This is a genomic window from Clostridium sp. C2-6-12 (assembly GCF_009928485.1).
In the GTDB taxonomy this organism is placed as follows: Bacteria; Bacillota; Clostridia; order Clostridiales; family Clostridiaceae; genus Clostridium.
In genome coordinates this window covers 22,126-39,941 of the sequence record NZ_JAABNP010000012.1, presented here as the reverse complement: position 1 = coordinate 39,941, position 17,816 = coordinate 22,126, and the positions used below count along the sequence as shown (strand labels likewise).

At 28.6% G+C, this 17,816-nt stretch carries 22 protein-coding genes; 5 read left to right on the top strand and 17 right to left on the bottom strand.

Annotated elements, in window-relative coordinates; all coding sequences use genetic code 11:
- Nucleotides 1–55: 55 nt before the first annotated feature.
- From GXK56_RS11675 to GXK56_RS11605, 15 genes are all read right to left on the bottom strand, one after another.
- Nucleotides 56–856: an SDR family oxidoreductase gene (locus GXK56_RS11675; protein WP_160687638.1), complete on the bottom strand. Its 801-nt coding sequence runs from the start codon at nucleotides 854–856 to the stop codon at nucleotides 56–58.
- A gap of 64 nt (nucleotides 857–920) precedes the next feature.
- A complete protein-coding gene (locus tag GXK56_RS11670; protein WP_160687637.1) occupies nucleotides 921–1,520 on the bottom strand; it encodes a Crp/Fnr family transcriptional regulator in 600 nt (199 codons plus the stop codon).
- Between the two features lie 127 nt (nucleotides 1,521–1,647).
- A complete protein-coding gene (locus tag GXK56_RS11665; protein WP_160687636.1) occupies nucleotides 1,648–2,196 on the bottom strand; it encodes a DUF6144 family protein in 549 nt (182 codons plus the stop codon).
- A 210-nt stretch (nucleotides 2,197–2,406) separates the two neighbouring features.
- Nucleotides 2,407–3,240 carry an AraC family transcriptional regulator gene (locus GXK56_RS11660; protein WP_160687635.1) on the bottom strand — a complete coding sequence of 278 codons (834 nt, stop codon included), beginning with the start codon at nucleotides 3,238–3,240 and terminating at the stop codon, nucleotides 2,407–2,409.
- Between the two features lie 126 nt (nucleotides 3,241–3,366).
- Nucleotides 3,367–4,248 carry a GNAT family N-acetyltransferase gene (locus GXK56_RS11655; protein ID WP_160687634.1) on the bottom strand — a complete coding sequence of 294 codons (882 nt, stop codon included), beginning with the start codon at nucleotides 4,246–4,248 and terminating at the stop codon, nucleotides 3,367–3,369.
- Nucleotides 4,249–4,398: 150 nt separating this feature from the next.
- A complete protein-coding gene (locus GXK56_RS11650) occupies nucleotides 4,399–5,040 on the bottom strand; it encodes a flavin reductase (protein WP_243156096.1) in 642 nt (213 codons plus the stop codon).
- A 150-nt stretch (nucleotides 5,041–5,190) separates the two neighbouring features.
- A complete protein-coding gene (locus GXK56_RS11645) occupies nucleotides 5,191–6,093 on the bottom strand; it encodes a GNAT family N-acetyltransferase (protein ID WP_160687633.1) in 903 nt (300 codons plus the stop codon).
- 277 nt (nucleotides 6,094–6,370) lie between these two features.
- Complete coding sequence (locus GXK56_RS11640; protein WP_202127870.1) at nucleotides 6,371–6,595, bottom strand: hypothetical protein; 225 nt, start codon at nucleotides 6,593–6,595, stop codon at nucleotides 6,371–6,373.
- A 196-nt stretch (nucleotides 6,596–6,791) separates the two neighbouring features.
- The gene (locus tag GXK56_RS11635) at nucleotides 6,792–7,124 is read right to left on the bottom strand and encodes a DUF1801 domain-containing protein (protein ID WP_160687631.1); all 333 of its coding nucleotides are present in this window, start codon (nucleotides 7,122–7,124) and stop codon (nucleotides 6,792–6,794) included.
- A 94-nt stretch (nucleotides 7,125–7,218) separates the two neighbouring features.
- On the bottom strand, nucleotides 7,219–8,304 hold the full coding sequence (locus GXK56_RS11630; protein ID WP_160687630.1) for a hypothetical protein: 1,086 nt from the start codon (nucleotides 8,302–8,304) through the stop codon (nucleotides 7,219–7,221).
- Between the two features lie 388 nt (nucleotides 8,305–8,692).
- Nucleotides 8,693–8,995, bottom strand: a complete 303-nt coding sequence (locus GXK56_RS11625) for a hypothetical protein (protein WP_160687629.1) — start codon at nucleotides 8,993–8,995, stop codon at nucleotides 8,693–8,695.
- Nucleotides 8,996–9,100: 105 nt separating this feature from the next.
- The gene (locus GXK56_RS11620) at nucleotides 9,101–10,369 is read right to left on the bottom strand and encodes a WS/DGAT domain-containing protein (RefSeq protein ID WP_160687628.1); all 1,269 of its coding nucleotides are present in this window, start codon (nucleotides 10,367–10,369) and stop codon (nucleotides 9,101–9,103) included.
- A 339-nt stretch (nucleotides 10,370–10,708) separates the two neighbouring features.
- The gene (locus tag GXK56_RS11615) at nucleotides 10,709–11,509 is read right to left on the bottom strand and encodes an NAD(P)H-dependent oxidoreductase (RefSeq protein ID WP_160687627.1); all 801 of its coding nucleotides are present in this window, start codon (nucleotides 11,507–11,509) and stop codon (nucleotides 10,709–10,711) included.
- A gap of 148 nt (nucleotides 11,510–11,657) precedes the next feature.
- The gene (locus GXK56_RS11610) at nucleotides 11,658–12,377 is read right to left on the bottom strand and encodes a PadR family transcriptional regulator (protein WP_243156095.1); all 720 of its coding nucleotides are present in this window, start codon (nucleotides 12,375–12,377) and stop codon (nucleotides 11,658–11,660) included.
- Nucleotides 12,378–12,448: 71 nt separating this feature from the next.
- Nucleotides 12,449–13,291 carry a DUF2268 domain-containing putative Zn-dependent protease gene (locus tag GXK56_RS11605; protein ID WP_160687626.1) on the bottom strand — a complete coding sequence of 281 codons (843 nt, stop codon included), beginning with the start codon at nucleotides 13,289–13,291 and terminating at the stop codon, nucleotides 12,449–12,451.
- A 254-nt stretch (nucleotides 13,292–13,545) separates the two neighbouring features.
- On the opposite strand from GXK56_RS11605, the gene GXK56_RS11600 reads away from it, so the two are divergent.
- From GXK56_RS11600 to GXK56_RS11585, 4 genes are all read left to right on the top strand, one after another.
- Entirely contained in the window at nucleotides 13,546–14,043 is a 498-nt protein-coding gene (locus tag GXK56_RS11600; RefSeq protein ID WP_160687625.1) for a hypothetical protein, read from the top strand.
- Nucleotides 14,044–14,066: 23 nt separating this feature from the next.
- Nucleotides 14,067–14,324 (top strand): hypothetical protein, encoded by a 258-nt coding sequence (locus tag GXK56_RS11595; protein ID WP_160687624.1) that lies wholly within the window; start codon nucleotides 14,067–14,069, stop codon nucleotides 14,322–14,324.
- A gap of 85 nt (nucleotides 14,325–14,409) precedes the next feature.
- Complete coding sequence (locus GXK56_RS11590; protein WP_160687623.1) at nucleotides 14,410–14,733, top strand: hypothetical protein; 324 nt, start codon at nucleotides 14,410–14,412, stop codon at nucleotides 14,731–14,733.
- Nucleotides 14,734–14,908: 175 nt separating this feature from the next.
- Entirely contained in the window at nucleotides 14,909–15,208 is a 300-nt protein-coding gene (locus GXK56_RS11585; RefSeq protein WP_160687622.1) for a carboxypeptidase-like regulatory domain-containing protein, read from the top strand.
- A gap of 142 nt (nucleotides 15,209–15,350) precedes the next feature.
- On the opposite strand, the gene namA is transcribed toward GXK56_RS11585, so the two are convergent.
- Nucleotides 15,351–16,367: an NADPH dehydrogenase NamA gene (gene namA, locus GXK56_RS11580; RefSeq protein WP_160687621.1), complete on the bottom strand. Its 1,017-nt coding sequence runs from the start codon at nucleotides 16,365–16,367 to the stop codon at nucleotides 15,351–15,353.
- Nucleotides 16,368–16,513: 146 nt separating this feature from the next.
- On the opposite strand from namA, the gene GXK56_RS11575 reads away from it, so the two are divergent.
- The gene (locus GXK56_RS11575; RefSeq protein ID WP_160687620.1) at nucleotides 16,514–16,852 is read left to right on the top strand and encodes a helix-turn-helix domain-containing protein; all 339 of its coding nucleotides are present in this window, start codon (nucleotides 16,514–16,516) and stop codon (nucleotides 16,850–16,852) included.
- Between the two features lie 244 nt (nucleotides 16,853–17,096).
- Here GXK56_RS11575 and GXK56_RS11570 read toward each other — a convergent pair whose 3' ends face one another.
- Nucleotides 17,097–17,711, bottom strand: coding sequence for a sugar O-acetyltransferase (locus tag GXK56_RS11570; RefSeq protein WP_160687619.1), 615 nt, complete (start codon nucleotides 17,709–17,711; stop codon nucleotides 17,097–17,099).
- Between the last annotated feature and the right edge of the window lie 105 nt (nucleotides 17,712–17,816).

Here is a 17,816-nt window from a genome sequence, read left to right as displayed (position 1 = left end):
AAATTTTTATATATTTACAATTATATCATATGATTCCTATTTTTCTTTACTAGATCTAACGCTTTTTCATAATATATTCTCTTAAGAAATCAGGCAAATGCGCAGCCATATTATATGAAAATGGAACAGCAACTTTATAACGTGATTTAAGCCTTTTTTTCAAAAGTATTTCTGTAATAGCCTCTGCTGCTCCTTTTGAGGAAGTCAGCTTTTGTCTATGTCTATATTTTTCATCTGATTCATAAAAGTTCGAATAGAAAGAATTTGCATTTGACATAAGCTCCTTTGAATTATTAGCCATGGTTTTAAAAAAATTTGTTTTTGTTGGACCAAGTTCCATAACAGTTGATTGAATGTTATAGTTATGTAATTCTAAACGCATTGCATCACTCAATGCTTCAACTGCATATTTAGAAGCACAATATGTCCCATTTATTTGTTGAACAAATTTTCCTGAAATAGATCCAATATTAATAATTTTGCCAGATCCTTTCTTACGCATTTCAGGAACAACTGCCTGAATCATATTAATTATTCCAAATACATTTACATCAAACATGTCTTTTGCACTATCTATATTAATTTCTTCTAAAGCACCTCTAATCGAGTATCCTGCATTATTTACTAGTATATCAATCTTTTTAAACCTTGATATTATCTCATTTATTGCATCAGAAATAGAATCTTCCTTAGTCACATCTACGGATAACTTTAATGCTGCCTTCAAATCTTTTAAGGTTTCCACCTCTCTAGCTGTTGCTACAACGGTATATCCTTTCTCATTTAAAACCTTACAAAGCTCTCGTCCAATACCAGAAGAACATCCTGTAATTAAAATAACTGTTTCATTTTCCATCAAAATCAACCTCCATTAACAAAATTTATTTACATAATAAACCACTTGGAGGTTAACTGCATTATCATTTGTTAAGATTTATTTTTTTTCTTATTCTGCTAAGTGATACTGGAGTTATTCCTAAATATGAAGCAATATGACATTGTTTAAGTCGGTTTTCCAATCCTGGATATACATCAAGAAATTGTTTATAACGTCCCATGCTATCTAATAATTTAAAACTAATCGCATGTTCTTCTTTCATCATAAGAAAACCATCAATCATTTTTTTATAAAATAAAAGTAACTTATAATTTCCTTCTACTATTTTCTCAAAATCCGAAATTTTAGCAACAAGAACCTCACTATCTTCTAAAGCTTGTATATAGTACATAGACTCTTTTTTACACAGATATGCCGCATAGGAAAATAATACTCCACCTTCCTTATAAAAATATTTTGTTATATCATTTCCTATAGTATCAACATAATAGGAACGAAAAATCCCCTTAACAATTATCCCTATTTCATTAGATTCTTCACCCTCTTGTAAAAAAAACATATCTTTTTTTATTGATTTTATTTTAAAAATATTTTGCAATGATGATATACTTTCCTTATCAAGAGAAATTTCTTTGCTTTTCAAAAGATTAATTAATAAATCATCATATGTATTCTCCTTCATTGAAAAACCTCGCTTACTCCATAGTTTTAAAACCTTGATTCACTTAAGCTTCTTTCTAGGATTTTATATACGTATATTTTAATTGCTTAAGAGTAATCTACTCTTTTATTGTACGCCCTAAATTATTTTATTTCCATATAGTCCCTTGTGGAATTATTTTCATAAGGCATTTATCATCCCCCATTTTTATGCTTTTTAAAAGCTCTACTTCTACTTTACACTCAAATGCTTTTTCAAAGAGTACTTTACTATAACCTGTTGTACATTGACACCAAGTATTTGTCTCTAATCTATCCACTTCTGCAAGCATTGGACATGGACAAGAATGAAATTGAAGATATAATTCTCCATCTTCACAATATAACCCTGCTGCTTTTGCCTTAGGTAAACTTCCAAACTCCTTCATGTTAGATGAAGATTTTACTAGATACTTCACCAATTCTAATTTTCCATCCATTCCGTATCCACACTGGCATCCCATTCTTATTTCCTTAATGGTCATATTATCAAAATTGTTTTCTAATCTCTTCATTGTAGCTTTTACCCATGTAGAATTATCCTCTGTTCTTGCCTCTTCATCTTTTCCATATACTATTTCCTTAGCCATATGATCATTGCTTGCACTTCTTACTGCACCGTAAATAACTTGTTCTTGAATCTTTCTTATATCAAACATTTTTACTCCTCCATTTTTTATGTTATATTTAGATTTTAATTGTATATTCATTAAATTGAATTTATTCTAGCTTTGTATTTTTATTAAAATAGTTCTATATTCATCGTATTTTATGAAAACAAAAAACAGACTCCTTTAAAATAAAACTACATCCCTGCTACAGTTTTTATTTTACTAGAAAGTCTGTTTATAAACTTCTGAATTCTTGCTCTATTTAATTGGTATACATAAATCCATAACAACATTAAGATTTTCCCAGTCAATGTTTCTATAAATATTCAAACCATATCTTTCATCCATTTCATAGCCACTTTCTGTCAGCCATACATTAAATAGGCCTTGAAATACAGTAAAAATATCTTGTACAAAACCATCAAAACGATAAACAGCATATTTGCCACCTAAAATAGTTGTAATATTATCCAAAGCACAATCTTTATCTACTGTCATACAAATATCATATAAACATTTATCTACACTAGTAAAGGTAGGATCAGCATAAGATCTTTCAATTAAAATAGTGTCTTCTTTAAAATAATCCTTATACTTTTCTAAAAAATCCTGCCAGTTATTCTTAAGTTCAATATAATTTCCAATATATCTTTCATATATAACCTTAAAATCCTCAAGTTCCTGTATACTAACTTGCTTGTCATATTCTTCAAATGATTCAAATCTAGCAATCTTATCATTATAAAAAGGATTTAGTACCCAATCTAAATGTTTGTCACTTCTATATTTAACTGGAGAAATATTATTTTGCTTTTTAAATGCTGAGCTGTAATTGGATGGACTATATCCATAATCATAACCAATATCCGTAATAGATTTATTCTTTTCAGTTTTAAGTTTAAAAGCACTTTGTTCCATTTTTAATCGTTTTATAAAAGCATAAATGCTTTCACCTGTTTCTGCCTTAAAAACTCTACTGAAATAAAATTTTGATAAATGGCAATGATCTGCAACCTCTTCAATTGAAATTTCTTCTTCTAAATGCTCCATTATGTAATCAATACCTTTAATTACTAATTCGTTTGTAATCATAATATATATCCCCACCAATTGCTTCATTATAATTCTAGTTTGAATAGTATAAGTATAATTTAACACTAGTACATAGATACTAGTATCTGTTATTTTATTAAATTTTTAAAGAAATATAAAGAAAAATTATACTAATTTTTCATATGTCAAACTAAAATATGGTGGTCCCTCAATGAAACCAAGTTTTTTATATAACAATTCTGCTGGATTCCCAACCAAAACACCTAAACCAATAACAGGAGAAATTGTATGTGCAATATTTATTGAATTCATCATCATTGCTTGTGCAATGCCTTGCCTCCTATATTCTGGCAATACAGAAACCTGATTGATTGTTGAAAAATTATTTTGGGAATCTGGATAAATTCCTGCTATGCACACAGCAATAATTTTGTTTGTATCTTTGGTTTTAACTATTGTTCCAAAATGTAGTGTGTTGGTCTGTGAAAATAAAACAAAACGCCTATTGATTTCTCCTTCAGTATAAGAAATACCTGGATCTCCATATACTTTGAAAGTATGTCCATTTAAATGGGCTTCATACACAACCTGTATTATTTCATCCTTATCAATTTCTTTTGGCGTTGTAAAATAAAAATCATCATTTAGTTTTATTTTAAATTCAGCTGTTGGTCTATACATCCTCCGTTCAGCCCATCTTTTTGTAGCTCCAAGTGATATTAGTGCATCAACATGGCTCTCTGGTATATTATCAAAATATAAAATTTCATTTTTACTATTTTTCTTTGAATAATTTATAACTGTGTGCCAAAATTCTTCTGTGTGGCAGAATGGTGGAATTAAAAAAGGTGAAGAAAAATGGTTATTATGAATGATTATTCCACCAATTGGCACACTGTCTTTGAATATAAGTGTTCCATTACCTTTTGGAGCACAACTTTCTAAAACTTCCTTCCAATCAATATTCATATAAATGTTAGTGCCATATATTCCATAATGAGTGGAGAAATAGTCGTCCCTTACCTGTTGAAACAAATATTTGCTCATATACTTATCCTCCAAAAGCAATCTTTAATACGCGATAATTTATAGACAGGATAATTCTAATGAATTTTTCTACTACAAAAAAACTCGGTATTTTACCATGACTTTTCCTTAATTCCTTAATCAAAACTGATTTTGCATCTTCAACATATATTATTTATATTTCTCTATTGCACCAAAACAAGTTCCATACGTTTCTCCTGTTTCAGGGTTCTTTGGCGAATTAATATTATACATAAGACCTGTTCTGCCATATCTGCCTTTATTGTTTTCATCAAAAAAGTCCTCATCCATTGAAATATGTTTAGCCTTTAGTGCAACAACTACATCTCTACATCCTTCAAAATGTTCTTTTTCCCACAAAAGTTCACATTCAATATTCAAAAAGCACTCTTTAATCCTTGGCGCATATACAGTCATTGCTTTTTCTGCTGTAAGACCTGACATGGTTATTTCATCATCATCATATCCATTATGAATAATGGTTTCCTCACATTTTTTATAAATATCTGCTGATGGGAAATTTAATACACACTCTTTTGTATCCAAAAGACTCTTATATAAATGTCCTCTTTTTGATACTGAACCAAGAATACAAATGAACTCCCCTCCATCACCAACAAAGGTTGACCAAGATTGTAGACAAGCATTTTCTCTTTCATTATCTTTATATGTTGTAACTAAAAATAATGTTGAAGGGATAGCTGTTACAAAATCCTGCCAGGAAAAACTTGAAAACTCTCCCTCCCATTCTTCTTTTAAATTAATTGGCATACTTCCAAATTCTTTTTTCATCTTACTATTTCCCCCTTTTGTTACTTCACAATAATTTACAAATATCCATTTATTTGATTATACACTAGGTAATTATAAATATAAAAATATTGCTAAATTCATATATAAATCATATATTAATTTAGCAATAAATGCTTTTAAAAATAATATTTAAATATTATTTTTATTCCAGCAATAACCTTTAAATGCCTCTTTAAAACCTATCTTTTTATACCATTCCAAGGCTATATCATCTGGTTCAACATAAACAATTTTTGCACCAAGGCTTTTGCATATTTCCATTGACTTATATATACAAGCTCTTGCAAGACCATTATTTCTATACTTTTCTGCAGTTGCCAGCGGCTCAATAAAAACTGATTTTGTATCTTCATCAAACCACATGCCACAAAATGCTGCATAACTATTGTCTAGAGCTATTGCAGCAATACATATATCTCGTTTGTAATCTAACCATGCATGCTTTATAGGTAAATAGACATCATCATCGAAAGCAGGTGGCTCCCCATCATAATTAAAAGCCCTCCATAACAGTTCATTTAATTTATCAAAACTGTATACTTCTTCAAGAGATTTTAGCTGAAATCCTGATGGAATTTCGGCAGTAGGTATTGCCTCAGTTAGATCGAAAGAAAACATTTTCATTCCTCCGCCTCTGCTATATCCATTTGCCTTTAATGCTTCTTCCAGCTTGTCCGACTCACGCAGAAATACATTTAAGTATTTATTGCCAGCATCATCTATACCTGCAAAGGATTCTTCAGCATAGTGTATCAACTGGCCATGAAGCTCTTCATATTCAGGTTTAACATCTATAAACACTCCTCCATCCCAAGGACTTTCAAGCCTAACTACTCCTACTATTTCACCTTCATCTTCCCATATACCAATTTTTTCAGGATGAAACATTTCAAAACAGGGATGTTTTGAAAAGCAGTCCCACGCTACCTTGCGGCAGCTATTAACTTCAATATTAGATTTTGCAAAGTAACCAAAAAAGCTACCAATCTTTTCCACATAATTTTCTTTGAACAAACGAAAAGTTATCATCATTATCCTTCCTTCCCAAATATACTTGAATAAAATCATTTCACAATTTGCTATTTATGCAAATTTTATAACATTCCATTAAGCAATGTTATATTTAAATCTTGGCTTTATTCTCATTTACATATAATAAAATTATAGATGTAAATATACATATATTCAAAGGAAAGAATTAATATAATTGTTCTTTCCAAGTTAATACTATAAAACAAAAAACTTGTTAATCTCAAGAAATTATTACATTTCCTATCATAAATTTGCTTTAGTTTTTTTTATTGAGATTTCAATTTAAAATAAATTTGCTAATAGTATCCACTATTTTTATTTCAATATTTTTGTCTTCCCTAGCTTTTTGAAAAACAATATTTAAATTATTTTCATTATAAAATTCATAATAATTCTTTTCTAAATATTTCTCTAATAAATTAATTAAATTTGTATTTCCCCCTTCAAACCTTCCTCTAAAATCAGATTTTATTTCAGTAAATTCATTATTTAGTTCTTCCAAAACGCCCACCCATTTCATTTAGCTTATTTTTCTATTCTAACGCTTCTACTGCATTTTTTATCCTTTAGTTAACATTCAGATTTCCCAAACGTACGTTCTTTAGAATCAATTATATCGAACATATATTCTTTTGTAAAGTAAAAATAAAAGCTCATCTTAGTTTAATCTGAGCTTTTATTTATATATAATTATGAATTTATCCAATAAGTGTTTCATTGAAAATTCCAGTTAAAATCTCGCTTGGTATCTCCTGATTAAGATAAATCTGCAGCATGCCTTTTGGTGTTAACTTAAATTGTTCTAATTGGTGTTTATGTTTCATAATAGCCACTGCTTCAATATTTATATGATCTTTAAAGGGTATAATTCGAATAAATTTTTCTCCTACATAAAAACTAGGTAATTTTGCCCATAACTTTTCTTCAATTTCACAAGGAACACTTTTAATAACAAGTTCCCGCATATGATAAAAAAGTTTTTTTATTTCTTCGCTGAATTTTTCAATATAATCTTCAATTGCTTTATCCATATAAAATCAACCTCCATAAATTTCCATTAATATTATAGCTATTATAGCATGTTTGATAAATATAGCAACCTTCAATTTTTAAAGAACATTTTTATTATTTAACTTCTCCTAAATACATTTCTTCGAATTCCTCCAAGCTTTTGTAATATTTAATTTCAGCACCTAATTTGTCATAGTTCTTTTTATATTCCTCCATTGCATTGTCAAACATTTCTGCCATAAAATTCAAGTTATTTGATGTTATATTTTTCATAAGGTCTATCCTGTCAATATTATACTGGCTATACATCTCATCATAAAATTGTTGGCAGCTTGCAGCAGTCATAAGAGATAAATAAGCATTTCCTTTATCAGCACTATGATACATTTTATTTTTCCAATTAGAATAAATTTCTTCATAAGTGCCTTTAATATCCTCTTCTGAGATTTCCTTTTTTGAAATTACTTTATTCTTCATTTCCTTTGCAAATTCTTTTAGAGTTTTCATTAACATTGTTGCTACTTCTTTAGAATTTTCAACACTATCTGCTTTAATTAAATCGGAGTATAACTTATTAAACTCCATTGGTAGATGTTTCATTGTAGAAATTTCTTCAGGAATTCTTTTAATACCTCTTTTAATATATGCCTTATTATACATATAAATAGCAAACTCTATATAATATAACATCTCCGCTACTGCATATCTGCATTCTCCGTAATTATTACTGAGCATTATATTTGCATATTCTTTACTTGCATCATCAACAAATTTTTCAGCTTTCTCATTATCTTTTATTGAATATTCTTCATTTAATTTACTTGTAACTTTTGATCTTAATTCCATATATTTTTGCATATATTTCTCATCATCACAATATACAATATCTAGTTCAAGTAATTTTGTAACATATGGATTATTATATTCTGACATTTCCTCAAGCCTTTCCCAAGGAGTACAGTATATATCAAAGGCCACATCCTCTAAAATAAAACATGATGCTATTTTCCAACCACTACCATCATTAATAACTATACATAAATCTAAATCAGATTTTTCATATATGTCACCAGAATGAAAGGAACCTGCAATTCCTATTAAAGCAATTGCTCCAGGACATACAACTTTTGCCTTTTTAATAATTGCTTCAATTATTGTATTATTTCTTTCATCTAACTTCTTTTTTATACATTCCTCCATAAATTCTCCCCCTTGTTTTAGATAATATTAAATTTATTATATTAAAGGATTATCGATTAATAATATTAATAAATATAAGTATTCTATTAATTAATGTGATATTTGAATTTTAGCTTTACTCGCATTTACACATAATAAAATTATAAGTATAAATGTAAATAGATTCAAAGGAAAGAATAACTATAACTATTCTTTCCTTTGAATCATATATAATCTATAAGTGATTAAAATATAGCTCATTATTGAATTTAATATTGTACTTTTTAATCTATAAACTCACCAAATGATACCTTATATTTACGCATCTTACTATTATAGTGCATAAAAAAATCGCAGAATCAATCTCTTGATAATACGACTTTACAGTTTAATGTAATTCACAATTTTCTTAGACGCCAAAAAAAATTGTACCTAAATACCAATATAAAAAAGGTAGTAAAAATAGAACTATATTAATAATTACACTTATCTTCCAAAACTTATTAACTAATATTATTCTTGAAATAATAGCTAAAACAATTGCAATAGGACATATTAAAGGTGTTATCATTAATGGCAAACCCTCTAACTTTTGGTAAGGGGTTATTTTGAAAAACCAATTTAGTATAAACATAAAAATAATTACAGGAATACCAATAGAAATAATACCTGTTAAATTTGCTATGCGTAATCTTAAAGATTTATTTTCCATATCCTTCACACCTCATATAAAAATTAATATATTAAGTAAAGCAAACGAAAGGCTTTTTGTTTGAAAAGTTTAATATTTTATATTAAGCCGTATTTAGCATAATAATCACATAATATCATTTAACTCTTGAACAAGTTTATCTAAAAATAATGATATTATATTTCTGTCATATTGTGATCCATAGAGGTTAACACTCAGTGTTGGTTGGTCATCAAACGTTGAAATAGCTAACTGAAAATAGGGACTATATTTGATTGAACCAGTCATATAAGCTTCAGCAATTTCAACTTCCCCAAAAGCAAGTCTTGTTTTGTCAATTATCCCAATATTGGTAAATGCAATCAATGGATTAGCGAATCTCTTTTCTATAATGTCTTTTGCCATCTTATATGGAAGTATATCAAAAAGTCTTTCTAATAGGTTGATGCTCTTAATAGAGGCAATATTTGATTTTTCCTTATCCATCGCTTTTTTTACTTTAATAAGGGTTTGCTCAAAATTTGTGCCAATTTCTAAACCTATATTGCAGGTGAGATTAGTACATAAATTGCAAATACCCTCTGCTCTACGATTAGGAAGATATTTTCTCATGTCCATGGTACATGTTGTAGCAACAACACGATTAAATATTTGAAAAAGGACACGTATATAAGCTGTAAGGATAACATCGTTCACTGTAGCAGCATTTTTTTTAGCATAAGCTTTAATTTTGCAAAAATCCTCTTTTAAAATCGTCCGAATCTCAATAAAAGGATTGCTCAGATCCCCCTCAAGTTTGAACTTAGCCTGATCAAGGGAAAACATATCATTTTTACTGAACATTATTTTTAACTTTTCACGCACCGAAAATTTCTTCAATATTTGACTTATCTTTCTATTAGCCATTGGTGATGTAATGTTATATGGGTTCTCATCAATATTAGAGTAAATGTGACTGAGCATATAAAGATATTCCTTAAATCCAGCAGCATCACATAGCATATGATTGATTAAAACACAAAGCGTATCATTTTTATCATCTCGAATAATTTCAATCTTCAGTTGTGGACCTTTAAAAGCATCGATTTCTTTACAAATAAATTCATTAACATTTTCATCAATATTTGATGTTTCTAAAATCTTCAGCATATCATCGACTGTATATGCCTTATCTTCCCAATAAGATTTATTTTTGGTTTCATTGAAACTGCTCCTAATCAGCGGAAAAGCATCTGCCGAGAGGTTCACAGCCTTTTTAAAACGTTCTAAATCAAGCCTTTTCGAAAGTTTTGCTACAAAATGCAACGTATGGTCATTGATATTTTTAACTTTAAAAAGATGTTGAAGCGTGTCCCATGCTTCAACTTGATAATTATCTAATTGACTATTTAGCATTTTACCTCATCATTCCTTCCAACGAATACTAGTAACAGGCATATAATATTTTACTATTCTATATTAATTATAGCATATTTTGTAAAAATCGTATTATTCAATTCACAAAGAACATTTTTATAATTTACTGAGCCCTATCTACATATACTGTAGTATTACAAACATAAAAATACCACAAATTCATTTTGAATATTGTGGTACCATAAAATATTTTTTAATTGATAATACACGCATATTAATCTCTTTACTTATTTCATCAAACTATTAATGTTTTGAAATATACAGCGTTTTTATTATATTCCGAAGAAAAGTGTGGTGAATAGTTTCCTTAAAGTGCAATTATACAATCTTATTTTTCAACCTTCTACCCATTAAATCAATAATTAACCTCAATGTTGCTCCAAATAATTTTTTTAAGGGATCTATCTTTGTATCATAAAAATAATCTGAATTTAGCCAAGCTTTTTCCTTCCAAAAATCATAGTCAGCTTTAGAAGTAAAAGTCTTAGTCCGTAAACAATTAAACATAAACAAATCATAATAAGAAGGAATTTTTCTATTTTTCCTTTCAATAGCTTGTTTAAATTTGCTTGTAAGCTTTTGAATTCTTAATTCTGCCTTATTATGATAAATTTCATTGTAACCCCAAGGGGAATCGTTCTTCCCATCATCAAAGTACATTGGAGAAATAACATTTATTATTCCTATTAAATCACAAGCCCAACCACTTGCAGTCATCTTCATATATTTACTCACCTGCTTATGCCCGCCACCATCACTGGTAACTACAATCATTGCAGGCTTCCCCACTAATTCTTGGCGATGAAATAAAAATGACATTCTATCAATAATTCTTTTTAGAGGTGCTGGGACTTGATATGCATATACGGGTGTAGCAAAAATAATTCCATCAGCCTCTAGGAGCTTATTTCTTATTAGGGTTAAGTCATCCTTGCATGGGCATAATTTTTCGCTCTTCTTAAAACATAGCCCACAACCTTTGCAATCTTGGATTTCATAATCCTTTAAGAATATATAATCATAAATATTATTGTTTATTCCTAGCCTTCCTTCAATTTCTTTGCAGACTTTTAAACCAGCTTGCTTTCTTGGACTTCCCATTAATATAACTATTTTCATTATTTCTCCCTCCACTTCACTATCCAATGTTGGATAGTCACTTTATTAATTTGGAGCTATAGTATACAGAATAAAACTAAAATGTATTTTTGATTTTAAAATCAAAACACAGTATAGCTTTAGGCCTTAATGCAACAGCTCCCTAATATTATTTACTTAATTTTTTAATTAGTTCTTCTAATTTTTCTGAAGCAGTTTCTGGATTATTTAAGATTTCCTGTTTTAAACTCTCAATTGAATCATTGGTTGAAGCTTCTATTGTTTCAGCATTAGAAAAATCAAATTTTGAAATGAGATTTGAGATTTCATTACTTGTAGCAATACATTTATCCATCTCATCAATAAGCGCCTCATGCCATTTAACTTGATATTCAAGATTGTTAATCATCATTTCAAAAGAAATTCTTTCAACAGCAAGACTTTGCTTATTAACTTTTATCTTCTGCCATTTTTTTAAATAGGTTATTTTATCTTTCAAGCCGCTAATATGATCATTTATAATAGAAATCATAGTTTCTTTATCCAGTGTATTTAATAATGGATAAATAATAAATTTATCAGAACCACATGGAAACACCTCATTGGCCATTTCATTTTTTACAAGTTCCTTTAATTCTTCTCTACCCTTATCAGTTATTTTATAGATTTTTCTGGCTTTTGAGCCTGAACCAATTTCCTCTACTAAAACAATTAGTCCCTCTTTTTCAAGCTTATTTAATGCATAATATATTGATCCCGATTGAATTTTCGTCCATTTATCCATTTGATTTGTTTGGATAAATTTTTGAATTTCATATCCATGTGTAGATTTTATGCTTAGATAATATAATATTAATACTTTAATTATGTTTCTCACCTCTTTATCCAATGTTGGTTATGTTTTTATAATACACCCAACATTGGATAAAGTCAAATATTAAAATTCCATCATTTAATTCTTTATAAATTATATTTACTCATTTGGAAAATTTCCTCTGGCTTCAATTCAAGGATATTTTTAAAGCTGATTTTAGGATAAAACTTTCTAAAGCTCTCCATAATCTTATATCCAAAAAAATAACCTGCGCACCAAGGTAATCCTAATTCTTCATTACCAAACATATACTTTACATAATCAAAATCTGTCTCATATAACAATTTTGAATAATGTTTATCCCACAATTCCTTTTCCTGCTCTTTAGATATTTGTGAAATCCATGTTGGATTTAATTGAGGATAAATACTTTTAGCAAACAAATCAGCTTGTCCATCTATTAATAGTGCTTCTATAAAACTCCCTGCGGCCCCACCATGAACTACATGCCAATAATTTCCCCATACAGTATGATGATATTCATGTGCAAATACATATAGAATCCATTTAAAATAATCTTTAGCAAATGGATTAACCCGTATTATAATATTGCCAAATACATTAACTCCTTGGACACCATTTTGCAATTCCTTAGCATTATTATTTTCATCATCAAGAGGATAAATTGCAACTACAATTGTATCATCATCATAATTTTGGAGTACATCTGCCACTCGTATAAATTCCTCCCTAATCACCTCAAGATTCATTTCTTTCAATACTTTAATCTGTTGTTTCAATTTACATATATTCTTTATTGGCTTTGGCTTCCTATCAGACATATCCATTGGTGCCCATTGACTAATTTTCTCCCAGTAAGGCTCAATTGCATACTTATCCCATAATGCGTTGTAATCTGCATTATCCTTTTCCATCTCCAAAAGATAACCCTCTAAATTCTCGTAAACTGCTATTATTTCTAATTTCATTTTTTTACCTTTCCATACTATACATTCATTTTGAATCTATTATTATTAATTTGCCTTACCAAAATTATATAAACCTATTTAAGTTAATACAATTGAAAGAATATTTATAACTATTCTCTCCCTAAAAATTCTTTAACATTTCTTACTATAAATATTTTAACCCCAAAATATTAACATCTAATTTAACTTAACCATATATTAATTGTATACTATGAAATAATCTTGCAAAAAAGCGTTACAAAGGAATGATCCAAATGAAACCTACTTATAGAGTATCCCTTTCTTTCACTCTGGACAAAACTGGAGTTGCTTACAATATAACAGGAGCAACGCCACCAAGAAAATATAATGGTGATGGTACAATTGGCATTTTGGAGCCAGGTTTTGTTTACAAAATAGACACCATGACAATTTATAGTAAAGATTCCTCAAAAGAAAATTTAGCAAAATATAGACAGGGAAATAAATTTTATCCCTCTATTTCAAAGATATTTACTCCCATGAAATCATCCCAAAACTATACTATAGATTTACAATACGAGGAACCTAAAATAGCTATGATCAAAGGTTCAATAAAACTAGATGCAGCTATTCCTCATTTTGTAAGCATTCAAATTTTCGAAATAGATGATTTTGCCAAGGAGTCTCTATTAGGCTCTTCATTTACAGATGAGTACGGTAATTATAGCATCAACTTCCTAATAAAAAATAATTATAGTTATAAACTAACAGCCGATTATATTAGTTTTTAATAATATAATAAGGAGATAAAAATATGATAAACTCTACTAATAGAAATAATTTAAGGATATTATGTGGTCGTGTTTTTGACCATAATGGTAAGCCAGTATCCAATTCAATTATTATATTATATATAAAATATAAAAGTAAATATTATGGGAATGTTACAAAAAAAATAGCTTATACTGCTACAAATAAGCAAGGTAAGTTTGCTTTTTATATAGATATTTATAAATTTAGATTTTGTGATTTTATTGTAGAAGCTTATAACCCACTACACAAAATCTCTTAAATAGTTTTTTCACATTATGTGATATTTTGAATACTATGTATTATAAGCTAAATCGTAATTTAAATATAAACAGAGGTGAAAATATATGGCAGCAAGTATTAGCGCTCAACAACGTGTATATGATAATTTTACTATTCCTACTTTAGGTTCAATATATGATATAACTGGACTAGTTGCATCTGATAAACCAGCTCCAACTGGAAAAACAGTTTTAAATATAACTCTTCCAGCAACTTATAAATATATAGATGCTACTTTCAAATTCTCTACTTCAGACACTTTTGCCAGCGAAATCGCTTATGATTCAGTTGATAGTACTACAACTGCTGGTATAATAACAGTAACTTTTACAAGTACTAACTTAACTGCAGGTGGCTCATATTATATGACTTTTGATATAACAAAGTAATATTTTCTGATTTGAATTAATGGGAGCAACAGTATTTCTGCTGCTCTTTTATAATAAAAATTTAACTTCTTAATATAATCTAACAACAATTCATATGCAAAATTAAATTAAAATATAGTAATTTATAAAAGCTAGAGTTAAAGACCTTAAAAATATTAATTAAGGAGTCAAAACAATGAATAAAAATAAAATAAAGATTAAAGGATCTTATTTATATAATCATCCTTGTACAAATATAAAATTATATATTGATAACTTCAAAAGTTCAATGATTGATGGTATCGTAAAAGATCCTCAAGGTAACCCAGTACCTAACGCTGGCATCGAAATAATTAGAATAGATAAAACTACTAATGAAGAAAAAACAATAGGCTGTATATTTACAGATGAAAATGGAAGGTATGCTGTAAGCTTGAAAAAAAGTCCTGATTATTCATATAAATTCAAATTATATTCAAAACTCAGCACTTATTAAAAGTACAACTCTCCTATAAAAAGCCAATACTTATTATGACCTCTAAATTTATAAAAGGGATTAAATGATATTAAGATTAAAACCCTAATATCATTTAATCCCTTAATTTAGAATTTAAATAAAACTTATACTTACTAAAATGTTATTTGAAAGCACCTTGATATTGCTCTGGATAATCAAAATCTAAGTTTCTAATTTTTGCTTCGTTTAATATAAAATATGGATTTCTCAAAAGTTCCCTGCCAATTGCAACTAAATCCGCTCTATCATTGGATATTATTTCTTCCGCCATGTTAACATCTGTAATTAAACCAACAGCTATTGTAGGAATGTTACATTTTTCTTTAATTGTGCTTGCAAAATTCACTTGGTATCCTGGATATGCATTAATTCCTGCTGGAAGTAAGCCTCCAGTACTTACATGCACTATATCAATATATTCTTTTATTTCATTTACTATTTCAACCATATCATTAAGTGTTATTCCGCCATCTTTATAATCATAAGCTGATACTCTAAGGAGAATTGCTTTTTCTTTAGGCCAAACCTCTGTTACAGCATTTAGTATTTCTTTAAGAAATCTAGTTCTATTTTTTACATCTCCACCATATTCATCTTGTCTTAAATTAGTTAATGGTGATAAAAATTCATGTATCAAATAACCATGTGCCCCATGTATTTCTATGGCATCGAAACCTGATTTATCTGCTCTTTTAGCTGCTTCTTTAAAGTTTAATATAATTTCTTTAATATCATCTTTTGTTAGTTCCTTTGGCAATGTACTTTTTTCATCAAATTTAATTGCACTTGGAGCTACTACCTGACTAGCTGTTCCTGTATATTTTCTTCCACCATGATTTAATTGTATTGCAATTTTTGAGCCATACTCTTTTACACCGTCAACAATTTTTTTCAATCCATCTATATGCTTGTCATCCCAAATTCCTAAATCATTATCTGTTGTTCTTCCATTTTCAATTACTCCTGTAGATTCTACTATTATAAGACCCACTGAACCAATAGCTCTAGTAACATAATGAGTATAGTGAAAATCCTTTGCCATACCAGTCTCATCAGAAGAGTACATACACATTGGTGGCATAACAATTCTGTTGTTTAAGTTCAAATTTTTTATAGTATAGTTTTTAAAAGTATTCATAATTAAAATCTCCTTTTTTATATAATTTTCTTGCTTGTTGCAATTGTATCATCTATACTATATTTTAAAAAGTAGTGATATTTTTTTCACCTAATTTCAAAAAAGTAAGTATTACGAGAAATCAATATCTGAAAGGAGTTTTATTTATGTCAGAAATCAAACTTGAACGAGGAAATCCAAATGAAAAATGTCCTATTGAAGCTGCAATAAACATCATAGGTAGCAAATGGACATTTTTAATAATAAGAGATTTATTAATAGATGGAACAATAAGATTTGGGGATTTATTACGTTCTTTAGAAGGCATCAGTCCTAAAACCCTTTCTCTTAGACTACGTGAATTAGAGAAATTTGGGCTAGTAAAAAGAATTGTTTATCCAGAAATCCCACCAAAAGTAGAGTATGAATTAACTGAAAAAGGTAAAAGCTTAGAAACTGCTTTTATAGAATTGAAAAAGTGGGGACTTACAATTATTGATGATTAAAATTATTATGCTATATATTTAAGGTTGTAGATATTTCAATGTATTATAATTTTCTTTTTGAAGATAATAAATAACTTGAATAAATTAATATTATCAATTAGAGTTGGTTCCTTTTACGGGTAAACATACTTAATGCTTAACCTATTCATTATTAATTTATAAATCAAATTAATTACACAGTTTATTTACCCATACAAAGAACCAACTTCAACCACTATCTTAATATTTCTAATTTACCAAAAAACTAAATGTTATAATCATCTACATCAAATTCATTATTTCTATAATAATATTTGCGATCTTCGTCTGTAATCTCACGAATAACCTTACATGGATTTCCTGCTGCGATCATATTATCTGGAATATCTTTTGTAACTACACTTCCCGAGCCAATTACAACATTATTTCCAATATGAACGCCAGGATTTATTACAACATTTCCACCTACCCAGACATTATCTCCTATTGTTATTTCAATTCCATACTCATAACCTGAATTTCTGGAATCTGGATGAACTGGATGTCCTGCTGTATATATTGATACATTAGGTGCAAACATAACATTATCTCCTATTATTACCTTTCCAACATCTAAGATTATACAATTGTAATTAGCAAAAAAGTTTTTGCCCACCTCAATATTTTTGCCATAATCACAGTGAAATGGTTGCTCTATAAAAACATTATCTCGAGCCTTTCCAAGTATATCTTTAAGCAATTCACTCATCCTATCTTTTTCATCTGGACGAAGTAAATTATATTCATGTATTTTCAACTTATTTTCTGTTCTTTCTTCACTAAGTCCATCTAACCAAGCCTTATATGGTAATCCCGCTAACATTCTTTCTTTTTGATTCATATCTTTTTTCTCCTTTTTTATCTTCATCTTTATTTATATAATTTTCACTACTGGTTATAAATTTATTATAACTAGGTATTACTTTTATTAACATAACTCTCTGTA

Bases quoted from the DNA above. Each gene is read 5' to 3' on its own strand.
- GXK56_RS11605 (WP_160687626.1), bottom strand. From the start codon at position 13,291: ATGAAATTAGAAATAATAGCAGTTTACGAGAATTTAGAGGGTTATCTT.
- GXK56_RS11625 (WP_160687629.1), bottom strand. From the start codon at position 8,995: ATGGAAAATAAATCTTTAAGATTACGCATAGCAAATTTAACAGGTATT.
- GXK56_RS11600 (WP_160687625.1), top strand. From the start codon at position 13,546: ATGAAACCTACTTATAGAGTATCCCTTTCTTTCACTCTGGACAAAACT.
- GXK56_RS11615 (WP_160687627.1), bottom strand. From the start codon at position 11,509: ATGAAAATAGTTATATTAATGGGAAGTCCAAGAAAGCAAGCTGGTTTA.
- GXK56_RS11590 (WP_160687623.1), top strand. From the start codon at position 14,410: ATGGCAGCAAGTATTAGCGCTCAACAACGTGTATATGATAATTTTACT.
- GXK56_RS11585 (WP_160687622.1), top strand. From the start codon at position 14,909: ATGAATAAAAATAAAATAAAGATTAAAGGATCTTATTTATATAATCAT.
- GXK56_RS11620 (WP_160687628.1), bottom strand. From the start codon at position 10,369: ATGCTAAATAGTCAATTAGATAATTATCAAGTTGAAGCATGGGACACG.
- GXK56_RS11660 (WP_160687635.1), bottom strand. From the start codon at position 3,240: ATGATTACAAACGAATTAGTAATTAAAGGTATTGATTACATAATGGAG.
- GXK56_RS11650 (WP_243156096.1), bottom strand. From the start codon at position 5,040: ATGAAAAAAGAATTTGGAAGTATGCCAATTAATTTAAAAGAAGAATGG.
- GXK56_RS11675 (WP_160687638.1), bottom strand. From the start codon at position 856: ATGGAAAATGAAACAGTTATTTTAATTACAGGATGTTCTTCTGGTATT.
- GXK56_RS11665 (WP_160687636.1), bottom strand. From the start codon at position 2,196: ATGTTTGATATAAGAAAGATTCAAGAACAAGTTATTTACGGTGCAGTA.
- namA (WP_160687621.1), bottom strand. From the start codon at position 16,367: ATGAATACTTTTAAAAACTATACTATAAAAAATTTGAACTTAAACAAC.
- GXK56_RS11575 (WP_160687620.1), top strand. From the start codon at position 16,514: ATGTCAGAAATCAAACTTGAACGAGGAAATCCAAATGAAAAATGTCCT.
- GXK56_RS11635 (WP_160687631.1), bottom strand. From the start codon at position 7,124: ATGGATAAAGCAATTGAAGATTATATTGAAAAATTCAGCGAAGAAATA.
- GXK56_RS11670 (WP_160687637.1), bottom strand. From the start codon at position 1,520: ATGAAGGAGAATACATATGATGATTTATTAATTAATCTTTTGAAAAGC.
- GXK56_RS11630 (WP_160687630.1), bottom strand. From the start codon at position 8,304: ATGGAGGAATGTATAAAAAAGAAGTTAGATGAAAGAAATAATACAATA.
- GXK56_RS11570 (WP_160687619.1), bottom strand. From the start codon at position 17,711: ATGAATCAAAAAGAAAGAATGTTAGCGGGATTACCATATAAGGCTTGG.
- GXK56_RS11645 (WP_160687633.1), bottom strand. From the start codon at position 6,093: ATGATGATAACTTTTCGTTTGTTCAAAGAAAATTATGTGGAAAAGATT.
- GXK56_RS11655 (WP_160687634.1), bottom strand. From the start codon at position 4,248: ATGAGCAAATATTTGTTTCAACAGGTAAGGGACGACTATTTCTCCACT.
- GXK56_RS11595 (WP_160687624.1), top strand. From the start codon at position 14,067: ATGATAAACTCTACTAATAGAAATAATTTAAGGATATTATGTGGTCGT.